Origin of the sequence: Bradyrhizobium macuxiense (assembly GCF_001542415.1) — a bacterium.
Taxonomy (GTDB): Bacteria; Pseudomonadota; Alphaproteobacteria; order Rhizobiales; family Xanthobacteraceae; genus Bradyrhizobium; species Bradyrhizobium macuxiense.
Genome location: NZ_LNCU01000118.1, coordinates 51,572 through 68,978, shown reverse-complemented (window position 1 = coordinate 68,978; position 17,407 = coordinate 51,572). Strand labels below are relative to the sequence as shown.

15 protein-coding genes are annotated in these 17,407 nt (G+C 64.4%); 5 read left to right on the top strand and 10 right to left on the bottom strand.

Annotated elements, in window-relative coordinates; genetic code table 11:
- A partial coding sequence (locus AS156_RS45370; RefSeq protein WP_245313230.1) for an ATP-binding response regulator occupies positions 1 to 1,649 on the top strand: 1,649 nt, incomplete at its 5' end.
- A complete protein-coding gene (locus tag AS156_RS36550) occupies positions 1,639 to 2,562 on the top strand; it encodes a response regulator transcription factor (RefSeq protein WP_066514591.1) in 924 nt (307 codons plus the stop codon). The genes AS156_RS45370 and AS156_RS36550, both read left to right, overlap by 11 nt.
- A 17-nt stretch (positions 2,563 to 2,579) precedes the next feature.
- On the opposite strand, the gene AS156_RS36545 is transcribed toward AS156_RS36550, so the two are convergent.
- The 10 genes from AS156_RS36545 to AS156_RS36500 all read right to left on the bottom strand — a co-directional run bounded on the left by AS156_RS36545 (position 2,580) and on the right by AS156_RS36500 (position 14,057).
- Complete coding sequence (locus AS156_RS36545; RefSeq protein ID WP_066514588.1) at positions 2,580 to 4,082, bottom strand: glycerol-3-phosphate dehydrogenase; 1,503 nt, start codon at positions 4,080 to 4,082, stop codon at positions 2,580 to 2,582.
- A complete protein-coding gene (locus AS156_RS36540) occupies positions 4,079 to 4,816 on the bottom strand; it encodes a class II aldolase/adducin family protein (RefSeq protein ID WP_066514586.1) in 738 nt (245 codons plus the stop codon). The genes AS156_RS36545 and AS156_RS36540 overlap by 4 nt, the downstream gene beginning before the upstream one ends.
- A gap of 19 nt (positions 4,817 to 4,835) precedes the next feature.
- The gene (locus AS156_RS36535) at positions 4,836 to 5,876 is read right to left on the bottom strand and encodes a 2-hydroxyacid dehydrogenase (protein ID WP_066514584.1); all 1,041 of its coding nucleotides are present in this window, start codon (positions 5,874 to 5,876) and stop codon (positions 4,836 to 4,838) included.
- Positions 5,869 to 7,449 (bottom strand): FGGY-family carbohydrate kinase, encoded by a 1,581-nt coding sequence (locus AS156_RS36530; protein ID WP_066514583.1) that lies wholly within the window; start codon positions 7,447 to 7,449, stop codon positions 5,869 to 5,871. Before AS156_RS36530 ends, AS156_RS36535 begins: the two co-directional genes overlap by 8 nt.
- 2 nt (positions 7,450 to 7,451) lie before the next feature.
- Positions 7,452 to 8,561: an ABC transporter ATP-binding protein gene (locus AS156_RS36525; RefSeq protein WP_066514662.1), complete on the bottom strand. Its 1,110-nt coding sequence runs from the start codon at positions 8,559 to 8,561 to the stop codon at positions 7,452 to 7,454.
- 22 nt (positions 8,562 to 8,583) lie between these two features.
- Positions 8,584 to 9,687 carry an ABC transporter ATP-binding protein gene (locus AS156_RS36520; protein WP_066514581.1) on the bottom strand — a complete coding sequence of 368 codons (1,104 nt, stop codon included), beginning with the start codon at positions 9,685 to 9,687 and terminating at the stop codon, positions 8,584 to 8,586.
- Positions 9,688 to 9,690: 3 nt separating this feature from the next.
- Positions 9,691 to 10,548 (bottom strand): carbohydrate ABC transporter permease, encoded by an 858-nt coding sequence (locus AS156_RS36515; protein WP_066514654.1) that lies wholly within the window; start codon positions 10,546 to 10,548, stop codon positions 9,691 to 9,693.
- Between the two features lie 16 nt (positions 10,549 to 10,564).
- Positions 10,565 to 11,491: a carbohydrate ABC transporter permease gene (locus AS156_RS36510; RefSeq protein WP_201456169.1), complete on the bottom strand. Its 927-nt coding sequence runs from the start codon at positions 11,489 to 11,491 to the stop codon at positions 10,565 to 10,567.
- A gap of 114 nt (positions 11,492 to 11,605) precedes the next feature.
- Positions 11,606 to 13,045, bottom strand: a complete 1,440-nt coding sequence (locus AS156_RS36505) for an extracellular solute-binding protein (protein ID WP_066514576.1) — start codon at positions 13,043 to 13,045, stop codon at positions 11,606 to 11,608.
- 22 nt (positions 13,046 to 13,067) lie between these two features.
- On the bottom strand, positions 13,068 to 14,057 hold the full coding sequence (locus AS156_RS36500) for a sugar-binding transcriptional regulator (RefSeq protein WP_066514574.1): 990 nt from the start codon (positions 14,055 to 14,057) through the stop codon (positions 13,068 to 13,070).
- 180 nt (positions 14,058 to 14,237) lie between these two features.
- On the opposite strand from AS156_RS36500, the gene AS156_RS36495 reads away from it, so the two are divergent.
- Genes AS156_RS36495 through AS156_RS36485 form a run of 3 tightly spaced genes read left to right on the top strand, consistent with a single transcriptional unit; the run spans position 14,238 to position 17,399 of the window.
- A complete protein-coding gene (locus AS156_RS36495) occupies positions 14,238 to 15,515 on the top strand; it encodes an FGGY-family carbohydrate kinase (protein ID WP_066514570.1) in 1,278 nt (425 codons plus the stop codon).
- Entirely contained in the window at positions 15,515 to 16,363 is an 849-nt protein-coding gene (locus AS156_RS36490) for a TIGR01459 family HAD-type hydrolase (protein WP_066514567.1), read from the top strand. The genes AS156_RS36495 and AS156_RS36490 overlap by 1 nt, the downstream gene beginning before the upstream one ends.
- Before the next feature lie 10 nt (positions 16,364 to 16,373).
- Complete coding sequence (locus tag AS156_RS36485; protein ID WP_066514561.1) at positions 16,374 to 17,399, top strand: class II aldolase/adducin family protein; 1,026 nt, start codon at positions 16,374 to 16,376, stop codon at positions 17,397 to 17,399.
- Positions 17,400 to 17,407 lie beyond the last annotated feature (8 nt).

Sequence of the window (17,407 nt, the reverse complement as noted above, 5' to 3'; positions counted from 1 at the left end):
CAGTTTCGGCGGGGCTCGTGGCGCTGGTGCTCGGCTTGATCTATTTGCAGACATCCGCGGCCGTACACGCCAACGAGCTGCTGGCCGCCGTGCTCTGGAAGGTTTTCTTTGCGCTGGTCCTCATCATCGGCGTGGTGGCGTGGCTGTTCGTGCTGGCCCAGCAGAGCCGCCGTGCCGCAGAGGAGGAAACTCGTCGGCAGACCACGCTCCTGATCCAGGAGATCGACGCCCACAAGCGCACCGATGCCGAATTGCAGCGCGCCAAGGAGGTGGCGGAATCGGCCAACCTCGCCAAGAGCCGCTACGTCGTCGGCTTGAGCCACGAGCTGCGCTCGCCGCTCAACGCGATTTCCGGCTATGCGCAATTGCTGGAGCAGGACAACAGCCTGCCGCCGCGGCCGCGGGATCAGGTCCGCGTGGTCCGCCGCAGCGCCGACCACCTGTCGGGGCTGATCGACGGCATCCTCGACATCTCCAAGATCGAGGCCGGACGCCTCTATCTTTCCCGCGACGAGGTTCGCCTGAGCGACTTCCTCGACCAGCTCGTCGGCATGTTCCGCCTGCAGGCCGCCGCGAAGGGCATCGACTTCGTGTTCAAACGGCCGCCCGTGCTCCCGGTCGTGGTCTATGCCGACGAGAAGCGGCTGCGGCAGATCCTGATCAACCTGCTGTCCAACGCGATCAAGTTCACCCAGGCTGGACACGTGCAATTCGTGGTGCACTATCGCAGCCCGGTCGCCGAATTCGAGGTGATCGATACCGGTCCTGGAATCCAACCCGACGATCTCGAGCGGATATTCGCCCCTTTCGAGCGCGGTGCGCTCGGCGTCTCGCAGCCGCAGACCGGCACCGGGCTCGGGCTGACCATCAGCCGCCTCCTCGCCGGCGTGATGGGCGGCGCCATCAAGGTGAGCAGCACGGTCGGCACCGGCAGCACGTTTCGCGTCAAGCTGCTCCTCTCCGAGGTTACCAATCCGCGCCGCGAGGCGCCGGTCGATGCTCCCGTCTACGGCTATCTTGGCCCGCGCAAGACCATCCTGATCACCGACGACGACCCGACCCATCGCGACCTCCTGCGCGAGGTCCTCGCGCCGCTCGGCTTCATCCTGCTCAGCGCGCCGGACGGGCCCGGATGCCTCGCGCTGGCGCAGCATTGCAGGCCCGACCTGTTCCTGCTCGACATCTCGATGGCCGGCATGGACGGCTGGACGGTCGCAGAAACTCTACGCTCCGCCGGCCATCACCAGGCCCGCATCCTGATGATCTCGGCGAGCGCCCTGGAGGCGCATGGCGCGCCGCTCGCCCAACCGTTCCACGACGGCTACCTGATGAAGCCGATCGATATCCCGCGGCTGCTCGAGACCGTCCGTCAGCTTCTCAGGATTGAATGGCAGTACGAGCCCGAGCAGACCCCGCCTCCGCAATGGAAGCCGGACAGCGCCACGCGCCCGCCGGTGAAATATATCGAAGAGCTGATCGGCCTCGGCCAGCTCGGCTATGTCAGGGCGATCCAGCTCAAGCTGGATGAAATCGGCCACGAGCACCCTGAACATGCCGATTTCGTCGCGCAGATGCGAACGCTGGTCGACCGGTTCGATCTCGACCAATACATGGCGACTTTAAAGATATTGCACAGCTATGACCATTGAACAGAAGAAGCGCGACGTCGCCCTCGTCGTCGATGATTCCCCGGAGACGCTGCGTCTGCTGACCGACGCCCTCGACGGCGCCGGCATGACGGTCATGGTGGCGCTCGACGGCGCCTCTGCGATGCGGATCGTCGACCAGATCACGCCCGATATCGTGCTGCTCGACGCGGTGATGCCGGGCATGGACGGGTTCGAGACCTGCAGGCGGCTGAAGCGCGACGCCGGGCTCGATGGCGTGCCGATCATCTTCATGACGGGGCTGGCGGAGACCGAGCACATCGTGCGTGGGCTCGAGGCCGGCGGCGTCGATTATGTGACGAAGCCGATCGTGGTGGAAGAGATGCTGGCGCGCATCCGCGTCCACCTCGCCAATGCACGGATGACCCAGAGCGCGCGTGCAGCGCTCGATGTCTCCGGCCGCTATTTGCTCGCGGTCAACGGTGCCGGCAAGCTGCTGTGGGCAACACCGCAGGCGCAGAGGCTGTTGTCGGACACGCTCGCGTATGCCGACGACGATTTCGTTCTGCCGGATCCGATGCCGCACTGGCTCGACCAGGCGAAGGGGAAGGCCGGAGCGAAGACCGCCACCATGTCGGCATTCCCGGGCAACGAGCAGCTCCGTCTGCAGTATATGGGCAAGCTCGGCCCGAACGAATTCCTGCTTCGGCTCGCCAAGGACACCAGCGGCGACATGCCGGCCGAGTTCTACAGTGAGCTCGGCCTGACCACGCGCGAGGGGGAGGTGCTGTCGTGGCTATCCAAAGGCAAGACCAACCGCGATATCGCGCAAATCCTCGGCTTGAGCCCGCGTACCGTCGACAAGCATTTGGAGCAAATCTATGCCAAGCTCGGGGTCGATAATCGAACCGCCGCAGCGACGATCGCCGTCAGCACAAGACATCGCAAGTCCTGAGCGCAGTGCTCGTCCGTTCATAGATAATTTTCAAAGGCGTCGCGTTGTGCCCGCGTCAAGTGCAGGCCGTGCTTGGTGCGCCTCTCCAGAAAGTCCGCGGGCCCCGTCGCCCACTCCGTTTCCCGGAGAAAGGCAGCCTCGCGCTCATAGAAATTTCCTCCGAAATGGCGACCAAGGTCAGGAACGCTGCGGACCGATCCGAGCAGATCGCGCGCTCGCGTGCCGTAGAGCCGCGCATAATGATGGATCACCGTTCCTGGCAGATCAGGATAGGCCTGTGCCAAGTTCGCAGCGAAACCCTCGAATGTGCCGCCGATGTCGCCGCCGGGAAGAGGCCTCCGCGCAGTCCATGCCGCTGTCATACTGGGAAACCACGGCTCCAATCGGCCAAGCGCGTGCTCGGCCAGCCGGCGATAGGTCGTGATCTTGCCGCCGAAGATCGCGAGCAACGGAGGTTGCGCGGTCGTGCCATGCATCTCGAAGACATAGTCTCGCGTCACCGCGGAGGGATTCTCGGAATTGTCGTCATACAATGGCCGTACGCCGGAGAAGGCGTGTACGGTCTGACCGTCGCGCGGGGGCGAACGAAAATAGCGGCGCAGCACGCCAAGGAGGTAGGCAACCTCGTCGTCGTCAATCGCCACATCCTCCGCGCGTCCGTCATAGGGGATATCGGTGGTGCCGATGAGCGCGAGATTGCCCTCGTAGGGATTGACGAAAATGACGCGGCGGTCCTCATTCTGGAGCAGATAGGCCTGCGGCCCGCTCCAGAACTTCGGCACGACGATATGGCTTCCCTTGACCAGCCGCACGTGGTGGGCCGAGTTCAGCCCTGCCACCCCCTGCACAACATCTTGAACCCAAGGGCCTGCTGCATTGACGAGCGCACGCGCGTGCACCACCTGCGTGCCGCCATCCTCGGCCTGCATCTCCAGGCGCCAATGGTCTCCCTCCCGCCGAGCGCTCACCGCGCGCGTCCGAGGCAATATCCTGGCGCCTTTCCGAGCCGCATCGAGAAGATTGAGGATCACCAGCCGCGCATCGTCGACCCAGCAATCCGAATATTCGAAGCCGCGGCGGAATTCCGGGCGCAGCGGCACTCCTTCGGGAGCTCGCGAAAGATCGAGCCCACGGCTCGGCGGCAGTTGCTTGCCGCCCCCAAGATGGTCGTAGAGAAACAACCCGGTCCGTATCAGCCATGCGGGCCGTTGCTCGGGCGAATGCGGCAGCACGAAGCGCATCGGCCAGATGATGTGTGGCGCCGACGCGAGCAGCACCTCACGCTCGATCAAGGCCTCCCGGACCAGACGAAACTCGTAATATTCGAGGTAGCGCAGCCCGCCATGCACGAGCTTGCCGGAACGCGACGACGTCCCCTCTGCAAAGTCGTCCTTCTCGCACAGGAGAACTTTCAGGCCGCGACCGGCGGCATCCCGGGCGATACCGGCCCCATTGATGCCGCCACCGATAATGGCGATGTCGACGAGTCCGTGATCCGTGCCCGGTGCGCCCGCCGTCATCGCGTCCTGCTGCGCTTCTTCTCAACTCGCCGGCGAGCCGCGGCTTTCCCTGCCGCTCGGGCTTTCGCGGGCTTCGTCTTCGAGGCCTGGAGGCCATAGGTGGAAAATCCCTGCGCCGTTTCCGCGATCTGGTCCTCGCTGAGGATGTGCGGCGTTTCGAGCGCAAGCGAGAGATAATATTGACGCGCGATGGTTTCGAGCTCGACCGCAAGCCACATCGCCTTGTCAAGGTTGGCGCCGACGGCAATCATGCCGTGATTGGCCAGCAGGCAGCCGTTACGGCCTTCGAGCGCGGCGAGCGCCAGCTCGGACAATTCCGGCGTGCCGTAACGCGCGTAGCCCGCACAGCGGATGTCGTGGCCGCCGAATGCCGCCATCATGTAGTGGCACGCCGGAATCGGCTTGCGCGCAATGGCAAGCACGGTGGCATAAGTCGAATGGGTGTGCACGACGCCGCCGACATCGGGCCGGCCGCGCATGATATCGAGATGGAAGCGCCATTCGGTGGAGGGCTGCAGCGGCCCTTCCCACATTCCATACTCGCCCTCGAGCGGCATCGACGCAATCATCTCCGGCTTCATCGCGTCGTAAGGCGTGGCCGACGGGGTGATCAGCATCCGGTCCTTGTACCGCGCAGAGATATTCCCAGACGTTCCCTGGTTGAGACCCGACGCATTCATCCACCGGCACTTGGCGATGATCGCTTCACGCAGTTGTCGTTCCTCACGGGTCATGTCGAAATACCTTTCGTCTTCAGCACGGATTGAGCGGCGGCTCGCCGGCCAGAAAGCGGCGAACCTCTTCCGCCGCCTGACCGGCGGCAAAGGTCACGGTACGCACGGAGGCGCCGGCGATATGCGGCGTCAGCGTGACATTTGGCAGTTGCAACAGCGGCCAGTCCGGCGGCGCCGGCTCGACCGCGAAGGTGTCGAGCATCGCGCCGCCAAGCCGTCCGGCGGACAGCGCGTCGTGGAGCGCCGCGTAATCGACCAGCGGCCCGCGCGCCGTGTTGATGAAGATGGCGTCCGGTTTCATGCGCGCGAGCGCGGCGCGATCGATAAAGCCGGTTGTTTCCGCCGTGACCCGCGCATGCAGGCTGATCACGTCGGCGCGCGTCAGGAGGTCCGCAAGGGCGACATGCTCGACGCCGTCATTGCGGTCCTGCGCAGTCAATTGGACATAGGGGTCGGCCACCAGGATCTTGCAGCCGAATGCCTTGAGCAGTTTCACCACCCGGCTGCCGATCGCGCCATAGCCGACAATGCCGACCGTCATCTCGCCGAGCTCGCGGCCGGTGCGGTCGGCGCGATAAAGGTCGCCGCGCCATTCACCGCCGCGCAGGGATTCATGTCCGCTGCGGATCAGCCGCGTTTCGGAAAGAATGGCGCCGACGGTGAACTCGGCGACCGCGCTGGCGTTGCGACCCGGCGTGTTGACGACAAGCACCTTGTGATCCCGCGCGGCCTGCATATCGATATTGACGGGGCCGCCCCGCGAGACCGCGATGAATTTGAGCTTCGGCAGCCGTTCCAGCATCGATCGCGAGATCGGGGCCAAATGAGTCACCAGCATTGGCGCGTCGCCGATAAAGCCGGCAATCTCATTGGGATCGCCCATGAATTCCTTCAACCCGTCGAGCTTGGAGCCGGCATAGCCATGCTCCATCGGCTCGTCCGGCCATGGCTGCTCCAGGATACGAATATCGATATGGTCGCCGCAGGCCGCCGTGATCCGTTCGGCAAACACCGACGGTAGCATGAAGCGGTCGCCGATGATGGCGATGGTGTCAGACATGGCCACCTCCTGCGCGCAACGCTGCCAGCTGCTTCCAGACCGGCCGCGCGGCAAGCCTGGCATCGAGATAGGTCGGGAACATCCGCGAATAGCGTGAGGCCAGCTCCGGATCGTAGGCCTGTGGGGCGTTGAGGCATGGCGTTACCCAGTCCTCCGCACAGGCCGCCATGTCAGGATAGATTCCGGTGGCGACCGCGGCGATCATCGCGGCGCCAGCGGCACCGGCTTCACCGCGGCTACAGACGCGAACGTTGCATTCGAGCGCCGCGCCCAGAATGGAACCGAGAGCCCGGCTGCGTGCAGCGCCGCCGGTGATCCGTAAGTCTCGCGGCAACGCGCCCATGGCGGCGTAGCAATCGCGCGCGGCAAAGGCGAGCCCTTCCATCACCGCCCGCATCAGGTCCCAGTAACCATGGCGCGAGCGTAATCCCAGGAATTGCGCGCAAGCTTCGTGGGACACGAATGGTCCGCGTTCGCCGGCGTCCGAAATGAAGGGATGGAACAGAAGTTCTCCAGGCCGTGCCGCGAGCACGCGCTCGTCAATCCGGCGGATCAGATCGGCGCGCGACCGCGTCACACCTTCCGCGGCCAGCAGGTCACGGGCAAGATCGATCAGCCAATCGATGTTGAGCGTAGCTGCCATGTTCGATTGCATCTGCGCATAGTGACCGGGGACCGGGAACGGCATGGTGTAACCGGTGGCCTCCGGGTTCAGGACGACCGCATCGGCGCTGGGCGCGAGCCGCATGTGCATGCCGGTCGACCCGATGATGGTGCAGCCGACATCGGGCGCCGGATCGTAGAGCCCTGCTCCCAGCGCGTTGCAGATCACGTCGACATAGCCGAGCGATACCGGCACGCCCTGCGGCAGTCCGGTCTCCAGTGCCGCGGCAGCACTCAGCGGATGCGTCGTCACGACGCCGTCGACCACCTCGGGAAAGAGAGCCGCGCAGTCGGAAATGCCGATGAGCTTCGCCGTCTCCGCGTCGAATCCACGCTTCCGGAAATTGCCTGACGTGAAGGTTGCCTCGGATGGATCGGTCGCTCGTTGACCCGTCAGCAGGAAGTAGAGCCAATCCTTGCAGTGAAAAGCCGTGCTGGCGCGTGACAGGGTTTGCGGCGCGTGGGCCTGTAGCCAGGCCAGTTGCGCACCCTGTTGGCACGCATTCAATCCCGAGCCGGTCCGCTGATAGAGCGCGAAATTGCGATCGCTGGAACGGATGTCCTCGACCATGGCCGCAGCTCGCGAATCCAGCCAAAGCAGCGCCGACGCAACCGGGCGGCCGTCGTCGTCGACGAGCCAGGTACCGTCGCCTTGTCCGGTGACGGCGATGGCTGCAACCCGCGACGCGAAATCCGGCACGGCCGCCACGAGACCGCGCAGCGCGGCGACGGTGTCGGTCCAGGTCCGCGACATGTCCTGTTCGACCCACCCGCCCGGCAACGTGCTGTAGGTATTGGGCAGCGAAAAGTCGGCAAGCTGTCGCCCGTCTCGTGTGAAGGCCACCGTCTTGATCAGGGACGTGCCGGCATCGATGCCGATGATCACGTCGCGGCTCTGAGGGATGGCCATGATCAGACCACCTCCGCATGGCGAATGCAGACCCCGTCGGCACCGAAAATGTGAAGGTGCCGCGGCTCCAGCGCAAACGGAATGACGTCTCCCGGCCGCGCAGCAATCCGGCTTGCCGCCACCGCGATCAGGAGGTTGCCGGCACACTCGCCGGCGACATGCGATTGATCGCCCAGCCATTGATTGGACGTCACGCGCACCTGCACATCACCCGTCCCGACCGCGACCTTCTGTGGCCGGATGCCGACACGGACACGCTTGTTCTGTTCCAGCGTACGCCGGGCGTGCTGATCGAGCGTGCCGCCGGGTATATGGAAGGTGATGTCCGAGCCAACTGACAGCTGAAAACCGCCATCGCCGGCAGTCACCTCTGTCTCCAGCAGGTTCATCGGTGGCTCGCCGATGAAGCTTGCGACGAACAGGTTCGCGGGCCGGCTTTTCAACTCTTTCTCGCTCGCGAACTGCTGCAGCACGCCATCTTCCATTACGGCGATCCGATCGGCCAGCGCGCTGGCCTCGGTCTGGTCATGGGTCACGAAGATCGCCGTCATGCCGCGCTCGGCAAGCAGGCCCTTGATCCGCCCGCGCAGCACTGCGCGGAGTTGCGGCTCAAGCTGCCCCATCGGTTCATCCAGCAGATAGAGATCGGCGTCACGCACCAGCGCACGGGCCAGTGACACCCGCTGCTGCTGACCGCCGGAGATCGAGCGGGGGTACTTGTCCAGCGTGTCCTCGATCTCGACCAGCCGCGCGATCGCATCGACCCTGCGCGAAACCTCGCTATGGGTGAGCTGCTGCGCCTTCAGGGCGAAAGCGATGTTCTCGCGGACCGTGAGAGGCGGATAAAGCGAGTAACCCTCGAAGGCCATCGCCACCTTGCGCCGCGCGGGCGGCAAATCGTGGATCTGCCGCGCGCCCAGTGCAATCTCGCCGGACGTGACGCTCTCGAAACCCGCGACCATGCGCAAGGTCGAGGTCTTGCCGCAACCCGAGGATCCGAGCAGCGCGACGATCTCGCCCTTCCCGACCTCCATGTCGAGCGCGCGCACGGCGTGAACAGGTGGCTTGCCGCGACTGCGATAGACCTTGTCGACATTCCGGATTTCGAGCATGCCCATGGTCGCCTCGCTCCCCTCATGCCGCCTGGCGCCGGTCCGGCTGACCGACGCGAAGCCCGGTTGCGCGATCGAACAGCAGGGCCGACTCTGGCGCGAACCGAACAAATACGTCGTCATCCGCGCTCGCCACCGGCGCATCCGGCGCCAGTGCCGCGAGCCATTCGGAGCCATCGGCGAACCGCAGCAACAGCACGGCTCGCTCGTGCATCGGCGTGATCGCGACGACGCGCGCGGGAATGGCGTCATCACCGGCATTGCGGGTAACCACGAGGTCGTCGGGACGAACACCGAGCCAGCATGGACCTTGAGCTCCCGTCCGGTCACCCGAATCGAGCCGCACCCGCGTCCCTGCGACGTCGGCGCTCAGACCTCCCTGCCCGACCTGGGGCTCGACTTCGGCAAGATTGATGCTCGGATCACCAAACAGGCGCGCGACCGCGACGGATGCAGGCCTCGCATAGACCTCTTCCGGCCGCGCGAGCTGGACCAATCTACCACCAACCAGGACCGCAATCCGGTCTGCAATCGCCATAGCCTCGCGATAATCCTGCGTGACATAGAGCACCGCGGCCGAACTGCGGCGCAGCAGACTCGGCAATTCGAGCCGCATCTCGTAGCGCAGCTTGGCATCGACATTGCGCAACGGGTCATCCAGCAGCAGCACATCGGGATTGCCGATCAGGGCGCGTGCCAGCGCAGTGCGTTGCTTCTGCCCATTCGACAATTCGCGTGGCATGTGACCGAGCACGTGCTCGATCTTCAGAAGCTTGCTGATCGACTTCACCCGCGAGGCGACGTCTTCATTGCCTGCCCTCGCCCGCAGGCCGCTTGCGATATTGTTTCGCGCCGTCATGTGCGGGAACAGCGCAAAGTTCTGGAAGGCCATGCCGACCCCGCGCCGTTCCGGCGGCGCGCCCACGATCGACTGACCGCCGACCAGAATGTCCCCCTCGTCGGGCTCGTACATGCCCGCGATCATGCGCAGCAGCATGGTCTTGCCGCTTCCGGAGGGCCCGAACACGGCAACGATCTCGCCGGGCTCGACTGCAAAGGACAATCCGTCCGCACAACGGACCGGTCCGAATGACTTGCCAACGGCGTTGATGTCGAGACGCGCCATGCTTCAGCCCTTCACCGCACCGAGCGACAGACCCTCGACCAGATAGCGCTGCGCGTAGAGCGCGAGCAGCAGCGTCGGCGTGACCGACAGCACGATCGCCGCCGCGATCTGACCGTATTGGATCCCGGATGCGGTGACGAATGCCAGCGCGCCCACCGTCACCGGCTGCTTGTCGGCGGACGCCAGGATCAGCGCAAAGACAAAATTGTTCCAGCAGAAGATGAAGGACAGCAGCCCGGCAGCCGCAATACCCGGGCCCGCGAGCGGCACCGCAATGCGGGTAAACGCCTCGCGCCATGTGTGGCCAGCCAGGCGATAGGCATGCTCGATGTCAGGGCTGATATCCTCGAAATAGCCGCGCACGATCCACAGGATCAGGGGCAGCGCGATCAGCTGATAGACCCAGACGATGCCGAAGTAGGTGTCGCTGAGCCCCAGTTGCTGGTAGTAGAGCGACAGCGGCAACAGCACCAGAAGCGGTGGAGCAAAGCGAAACGACAGCAGCGTGAATGCGATGGATTCACCGAGCCGGAACTTGAACCGGGCAAACGCATAAGCCGCAGGCACGCCAAGCAGCAGCGCCATGATCACCGCCGCGCTCGACAACACAAAGCTGTTCACGAGGTTGCGCATGAACGAGATCTCGAGATTGCCGGCCGTGGTGCGCAGCTGCCCCGAGATCAGCGCCTGGTAGTTGGTCAGCGTCGGCTCGAACAGGATGTGCGGCGGAATCCGCAGGATCTGCTCGTTGCTCTGGAACGACATCAGGAAGATCCAGACGATCGGAAACATGAAGAACACAAGCACGAGCGCCAGCGCTACGCCCCGGAAGATGCGGCCCGCAAGACTGGAATGATCCATCGTCGCCTCCCGCCTCTTACGCGTGACCGTGGGCGCGCTCACGCAGCCGCAGCCAGTTCTTGATGAAGATGTTCGACAGGATATTGGTGATCAGCCACAAGATCATTAGCAATGCCGCCGAGCGCCCAACATTGGTGTACTGGAAGAATTCGAGATAGGCCTGAACCTGGAACACCATGAGCCGGTCGCCCGGTCCGCCCTGCGTCATCGCATAGATGATGTCGAACTGCTGGATCGAATCGAGCAGGCGAAACAGCGACGCCGTGATGATGTAAGGCGCCAGCATCGGCAGCGTGATACGAAAGAACACAAAGCTTGCGGGCACTCCGTCCAGCGCGGCGGCCTCAAATGGCTGACGCGGCAGCGAACGAAGCCCGGCCAGCAACAGGATCATGATGAAGGGCGTGTAGACCCAGACGTCGACCAGAACCACCGTGAACAGCGCGGTCGACGGGTCCGATGCCCATTTGAAGTCATGAACGCCGAACAAGCTGACCAGATAGGATAGGATGCCGAAGCCCGGATTGGTCATCAGCTTCCACATCAGCGCAGCGATCGCCGGAGCCGTCATCAGCGGCAACAGCAGCGCGATCGATACCGCGTTGTGGAACCGTGTCGGGCGCCGCAAGAGCAAGGCAATCCCCAGGCCGAGCAGAAGCTCGAGGACCACGGTGAGCGCTGTGTAGATCAGCGATATCCGCAGCGTGTTCCAGAAGGCGGGATCGGTCAGGAAGTCGATATAATTGTCGGCCCAGATGAAGCCGCGCAGATACGGCAGGTTCAGCCGGTAGCGCTGCAGGGAATAGACCGCCGCCGTCACGAAAGGCACGAGAATGGCGATGCAGACGAGCAACGCCGGCAAGCTCAGGATGTAGGGCAACATGCGTCCCCGCGGCCTTGGCTTGCGGCGCGGAAGCGTGTTCGTCTCGGAAAGCTGGGCCATGGTCATGATGATAAAACGTCACCTGCTCGCTGCAACATCGCCGGTTCGGATCGGTTCGCGGTCCGAACCGGCGGGTTGTCGTGGTGCGGAGGAATCAGGGCACCACGCAAGGCATTAACCCAGGCCCGCCTGCTTGAGCTGGCGATTGATGCTGTCGGCGAGCTTGTCGAGCCCTTCGTCGACACTGACCTCCTTGGCCACCATCTTCTGCAGCGAGGCGGCCCATTCGGTCGTCAGATCGAAGAACAGCGGCTGCGCAGTGAAGTAGATCTTGGCGCCGGGAGACGAGACATCATGCTGCTCGAGGTAGCCGGGATAGGACTTCGCGATGCGGTCGCGGAACTCGCTGTCCTTCCACACCGAGGCGCGCACCGGATTGACGAAGTCCATCTTGCGGGCCCCGAACAGGTCATGCTCGGTCGACGCGGCCCACTGCATGAACAGCCACGCCGCATCCTTCTGCTTGGAGAAGCTCGAGAGTGCGAGCGACCAGATCCAGACATTCGGCGTCGGCGCCTTGGCGGCCGGATTGGCTGCGAAGGGCGCGTAGCCGAGATGCCCCTTCTCCTTGTTGTCGCCGCCATTCATGAAATAGCCGAGGATGTCGGCATCGAAGATCATGCCGGAAGCGCCCGCGCCGAGATCGGTGCCGACCTGATACCAGGTGTAGGTCGACCAATTCTTCGGGCCTGAGCCCTGGATCATCTTGACCCACCTCTCGTGGAAGTCCTTCGAGGCCTTGGTGTTCATCGCGGCCTTCAGCTTGCCGCCTTCCATCACGAAATCCTTCTGGCCGAAATTCGAATAGGCGGACAGGAAACCGGGATGGATGGTTGCCCAGGAGCGCGACCCGCGCACACCGATGCCGTACGGTCCACCCGCATCCTTCGTGACCTTCGCGGCGACTTCAAGCAGCTCATCGAGATTCTTCGGCGGCTTGACGCCGACCTTGTCGAAGATGTTGCGGTTGTAGGTGATGTTGTTGAGCTCATAGCCCCACGGAATGCACCACTGCTTGGCCTTGCCCGACCCGAGCTCGGAACCGGCGACACCGTCCCACGCGGTGGATGCGCGCAAGCCTGGCAGCACATCGTCCCAGGCAAATGCCGGATTGGTCTTGGCAGGGTCCTTGATGTAGGTGTTGAGATCCTCGATCCAGCCGGCCGGACCATAAGTCCAGGTCATGTAGGCGCCGGTCATGAAGGCGTCGTACTGGTCCGATTTCGAGGACAGCGCCGCCGTCACCTTGTCGAAATACACGTCTTCCGGGAAGATGTCGTAGGTGACGTTCATCCCGGTGAGGGTCTTGAACGCTTCGAGGTCGCCGATCATCGCATCGACATATGGATGCTTGTTCAAGAGCAGCTTGACGGACTTGCCGCTATAGGCCTTCCAGTTGAAATCCGCAGCCATGGCCCGCGATACCGAGGACGCAAAGGCTGCGTTGGCGGCAACGCTCGCGATGCCTAACTTCGCGGCGCCGTCCAGCAGATCACGCCGGCTGATGCGCTTGGCGGCGTAAGAGTCGAACAGATTCTTCTCTCGATCGTACATTATAACCTCCCATTTTGCGCGTTTACTTTCCCTTGCGACCCTTGTTCTTGGTCTTGCCGGATGTTGTCTCCGGTTTGTCGATAGCGAGTGCCTGCGCGGTCACTTCGTCGATGATGAGGCCGTGCAGAAGGCCGCTGCGCAGCACCGCGCGGAGCGCGGCCACCTTGGCCAATCCACCGCCGATCGCGACGATGCGATGCGCCCTGAGGTCTGCCGGCGCCATCGAGGTGGCACGCGCGGAGAGATCGATGTCGAGCACCTGACCATCGGCGCTGAAGAAGTGTCCGAGGAGGTCGGCGCAGGCGCCGGCGCGCTTCAACTCGACGACCTCGTCCGGCTTGATCATCCCGCTCGAGACCAGGAACCCGTCGCTGTGGATCTGCCCGATGCCGACGAACAGCAGCGATGCCTCGCGCGCCAGCGCATACACCTCCGCAATGCCATATTGCTGCATCAGCACCGCGCGGTCTGCGACCGAATTGGCGAACACCGGCACCGGCAGAAGGTAGGCCTCGGCCCCGGTGCGCTCCGCCAGCCGGTGAATGACATCGAACGGATTGGCAGCGAACTTGCGGGTCAGACCGCCGAGCAGCGAGACGAACTGCACATCGCGGGCCGGCGTCTGCGGCAAGTGCTCGATCGCCGCGGCCAGCGTACGGCCGTGGCCGACGCCAATGATCTTGTGTTCGCCGCGTTCAAGGATCTGCCGAAGGAAACTCGCCCCCTCAAGCGCGAGCGCCTTCAGCGGCAAATCGCCCTCTCCAAGATCGGGCGCGACGCGGCAGAAGCCGAGGCCGTAGCGCTCGGCCAGGGTGTTCTCCAGCGCCACGCATTCGGCGACCGGTCCTTCGACGAAAACGCGGATCATGCCCTCGCGGCTCGCGCGCGCGATCAGCCGGTGCGCCTTGGTGCTTTGAATGTTGAGGCGGTCCGCGACCTCGGACTGCGTGAGCCCGGCGGCGAAGTACAGCCATGCCGCCCGCGTCGCGAGCGAGGCTTCGCCATCAACCATCGGCAGCCTGTCTGAGGATGTCACCACGCCGCAAAAAGCCCGCTTGCAAATTTCTTCAGATGCTGCAAAAAATTGCAGACGCGGATCGGGACGTCAATCCCCCAAACGTGCTGCAGTGCAAATGACGTCTCGGTGGAGCGCGCCGCGTTACGATGCGATCGCCAATCGTGGTGAAGTCGAATGTCAGGTTTGTTCCTCGGAATTGACGTTGGAACGGGTGGCGTCCGCGCTTGCGCGGTCGACGCGCGCGGCGATATCCGGGGAATGGAATCCGCCGCCTTGCCGCCACCGCGGCAGGACGGCGCCGCAATCGATCAAGATCCCGAACTGTGGTGGCATGCGACCGTCGCCGCGATCGGCAAGCTTGGCGCCACGATCGACCTCGCCGAGGTCGAACGGATCTCCGTCGACGGCACCTCAGGCACCCTCCTCCTGATTAATGAGGGAGGCCGGCCACTCACGCCGGGGCTGATGTACAACGATGCGCGCGCCGCGACGGACGCCGCCCGCATCGCGGCCGTGGCGCCAGCCGAAAGCGGCGCCCACGGCGCAAGCAGCGCGCTCGCGAAGCTGCTCCACCTTGTGGGCCAAGGCCCCGGCGGTGCGCGCTTCGCCGTTCATCAGGCCGACTGGATTGCCGGGCGGCTGGCCGGACAACATGGCGTCAGCGACGAGAACAACACGTTGAAGCTTGGCTACGATCCTGTCACGCGAACCTGGCCGGCCTGGCTCGATCGACTCGACGTCCCCCGCGAATTGCTGCCGAAGGTCCTGGTGCCGGGAGCACCGTTTGCCACCGTCGATCCAAAGGTTGCGACCACGCTCGGCCTGCCACGGTCGGCCCATGTCGCAGCCGGCACGACCGACGGCGTCGCCGCCTTCGTCGCCACACGCGCCGACACGCCTGGCGATGCCGTCACCTCGCTCGGCACAACACTGGTGGTCAAGCAGCTTGCGACGCGACCGATCTTTGCCGCGAGCCAGGGCGTCTATTCGCACCGGCTTGGTGAGAGCTGGCTCGCAGGCGGCGCTTCCAACACAGGCGGCGGCGCGCTGCTCGCGCATTTCACCGCTGCGGAGATGGAACGGCTGACGCCGCAATTGAGGCCCGAGGCACCAACCGGTCTCGACTATTACCCCCTTGCCAAGCCGGGGGAGCGATTTCCGATTGCCGATCCGACCATGCCGGCCCGGATCACGCCGCGCCCACCGGAAGATCACCGCTTCTTCCAGGCCCTGCTGGAGGGTATCGCCTCGGTCGAGGCGCTCGCCTATCAGCAACTCGCACGCCTCGGAGCGCCGCCACTTCGCCGGGTCATCAGCATCGGAGGTGGCGCCCGGAACGATGCCTGGACCGAGATCAGGCGGCGCGCACTCGGTGTATCCGTAACGGTCGCCGAGCAAACCGAGGCCAGCTACGGCGCGGCGCTGCTTGCCTTGCGGGGCGGTCCGACGTGATGGACGAGACGATCGAGATCGAAGGACTTCGCACGATTGTCGACCGGTTCGATCACGTGCTGCTCGACCAATGGGGCACACTTCACGAAGGCCAATCGATCTTTCCCGCTGCCCGCGACTGCCTGGCGCGGCTGCGCCAGGCCGGCAAGCGCGTGCTGGTGCTTTCGAACTCCGGCAAGCGTGCCCGAAGCAATGCGCAACGGCTCGCCTCGCTCGGCCTGCCAACAGACGCCTATGATGGCATCCTGACTTCGGGAGAAGTCACCTGGAACGGCCTCAAGAAGCGCACGCGAGCGCCGTTTGCCGAGCTTGGCCGCGGATGCTTCCTGATCGCGCGAGGTGGCGACCGCACGATCGTTGACGGGCTCGATCTTGCCATCGTGGCCGACCCGGAGAACGCCGACTTCATTCTGCTTGCCGGTCTCGATGATGCCGCGGCCGATCCCGAATATTGGCGTCAACGACTGACCGGAGCCGCGACGCGCAGCCTGCCGATGCTGTGCGCCAATCCCGACCTCGCCATGTTCGGCGCGCAAGGACTGATCCCCGCGCCCGGTGCCTTGGCACATTTCTATGAGATGCTTGGCGGACGCGTGACATTTGTCGGCAAGCCGCATGCACCGATCTTCAAGGCCGCGCTTGACGAACTGGGCCAGCCGCCCCCTGCGCGCGTGCTGATGGTCGGCGATTCCCTCGACCATGACATCGCCGGCGCACACGCCGCAGGCATGTTGACGCTATTTCTGCGTGCCGGTGTGCACAGAGATTCGCCCAACGAGCCAGTCCACGGGGTGGCCGGCCCGAACGCTCGCACGCCGCATTGGACCATGACGCGCCTAGCCTGGTGAGATCCACACGATGCAACAGCCCGCTCAACTCGATGACCTCCGCGACATGTCGGCACGCGTCGGCAGGAACATGCGGCTCGTTCAGGGCGCCGGCGGCAACTCGTCGGTGAAGAATGGCGACATGCTCTGGGTGAAGGCGTCAGGCACCTGGCTTGCCGACGCCATGGACAAGGACGTCTTTGTCCCGGTTTCGCTTACCGCCGCGCGCGCGGCGCTGGAGCAGGGCGACGAGCGCGTGCCACTCGCGCCTGACGCCAAAACGACGCTGCGCGCCTCGATCGAAACCTCGCTGCATGCGCTCATGCCGCACCCCGTGGTGCTGCACGTCCACTCCGTCAACACGATCGCCTGGGCCGTCCAGAACGGTGCCGCCGACGAACTCGCCCGGCGGCTCGAAGGGCTGGCCTGGCGTTATCTCGATTATTGTCATCCCGGGCTGCCGCTGGCGCAGGCCGTCAGCGCGGCAATCGCAAACGACTCTGTCGATGTCCTGATCCTTGGCAACCATGGCCTCGTGGTCGGTGCAGCCACCTGCCGCGCAGCGGAGGCCTTGGTAACCGACGTCGAACAGCGACTTGCGCTGCCGCCGCGCGGTGCCCCATCGGCGAATGAAGCGGCGCTCCGCGCGATCTGCGCAGCCACCGACTATCGCCTGCCGGTCGATCCACGCTGCCACGACATTGCAACCGACGCTTCCAATCTCGCGATCGCCACAGGCGGCTCGCTCTATCCCGACCATGTCGTCTTCCTGGGGCCGGCGCTGCCGACCCTCGGCACAGGCGACAAGCGGCACGTCTCGGATCTGAAAAGCACCGATGGATTGCGGCCGCCCGTCGCGGTTCTTGTTCCGGGCATCGGCAGTGTCATCCGCAAGGATGCGAGCGCCGGGGCCGAAGCGATGCTGACCTGTCTTGCGCTCGTGACTTGCCGCCTGCCCCTGAACGCACGGATCCACTATCTGACCGAACAGAATGAGCACGCGCTGCTCAACTGGAACGCAGAGCACTATCGCCAGCAATTGACGGCCAACCGCTGAACCCAGAC

Coding starts and splice junctions, on each gene's coding strand:
- AS156_RS36550 (WP_066514591.1), top strand. CDS start 1,639: ATGACCATTGAACAGAAGAAGCGCGACGTCGCCCTCGTCGTCGATGAT.
- AS156_RS36545 (WP_066514588.1), bottom strand. CDS start 4,082: ATGACGGCGGGCGCACCGGGCACGGATCACGGACTCGTCGACATCGCC.
- AS156_RS36540 (WP_066514586.1), bottom strand. CDS start 4,816: ATGACCCGTGAGGAACGACAACTGCGTGAAGCGATCATCGCCAAGTGC.
- AS156_RS36535 (WP_066514584.1), bottom strand. CDS start 5,876: ATGTCTGACACCATCGCCATCATCGGCGACCGCTTCATGCTACCGTCG.
- AS156_RS36530 (WP_066514583.1), bottom strand. CDS start 7,449: ATGGCCATCCCTCAGAGCCGCGACGTGATCATCGGCATCGATGCCGGC.
- AS156_RS36525 (WP_066514662.1), bottom strand. CDS start 8,561: ATGCTCGAAATCCGGAATGTCGACAAGGTCTATCGCAGTCGCGGCAAG.
- AS156_RS36520 (WP_066514581.1), bottom strand. CDS start 9,687: ATGGCGCGTCTCGACATCAACGCCGTTGGCAAGTCATTCGGACCGGTC.
- AS156_RS36515 (WP_066514654.1), bottom strand. CDS start 10,548: ATGGATCATTCCAGTCTTGCGGGCCGCATCTTCCGGGGCGTAGCGCTG.
- AS156_RS36510 (WP_201456169.1), bottom strand. CDS start 11,491: ATGGCCCAGCTTTCCGAGACGAACACGCTTCCGCGCCGCAAGCCAAGG.
- AS156_RS36505 (WP_066514576.1), bottom strand. CDS start 13,045: ATGTACGATCGAGAGAAGAATCTGTTCGACTCTTACGCCGCCAAGCGC.
- AS156_RS36500 (WP_066514574.1), bottom strand. CDS start 14,057: ATGGTTGATGGCGAAGCCTCGCTCGCGACGCGGGCGGCATGGCTGTAC.
- AS156_RS36495 (WP_066514570.1), top strand. CDS start 14,238: ATGTCAGGTTTGTTCCTCGGAATTGACGTTGGAACGGGTGGCGTCCGC.
- AS156_RS36490 (WP_066514567.1), top strand. CDS start 15,515: ATGGACGAGACGATCGAGATCGAAGGACTTCGCACGATTGTCGACCGG.
- AS156_RS36485 (WP_066514561.1), top strand. CDS start 16,374: ATGCAACAGCCCGCTCAACTCGATGACCTCCGCGACATGTCGGCACGC.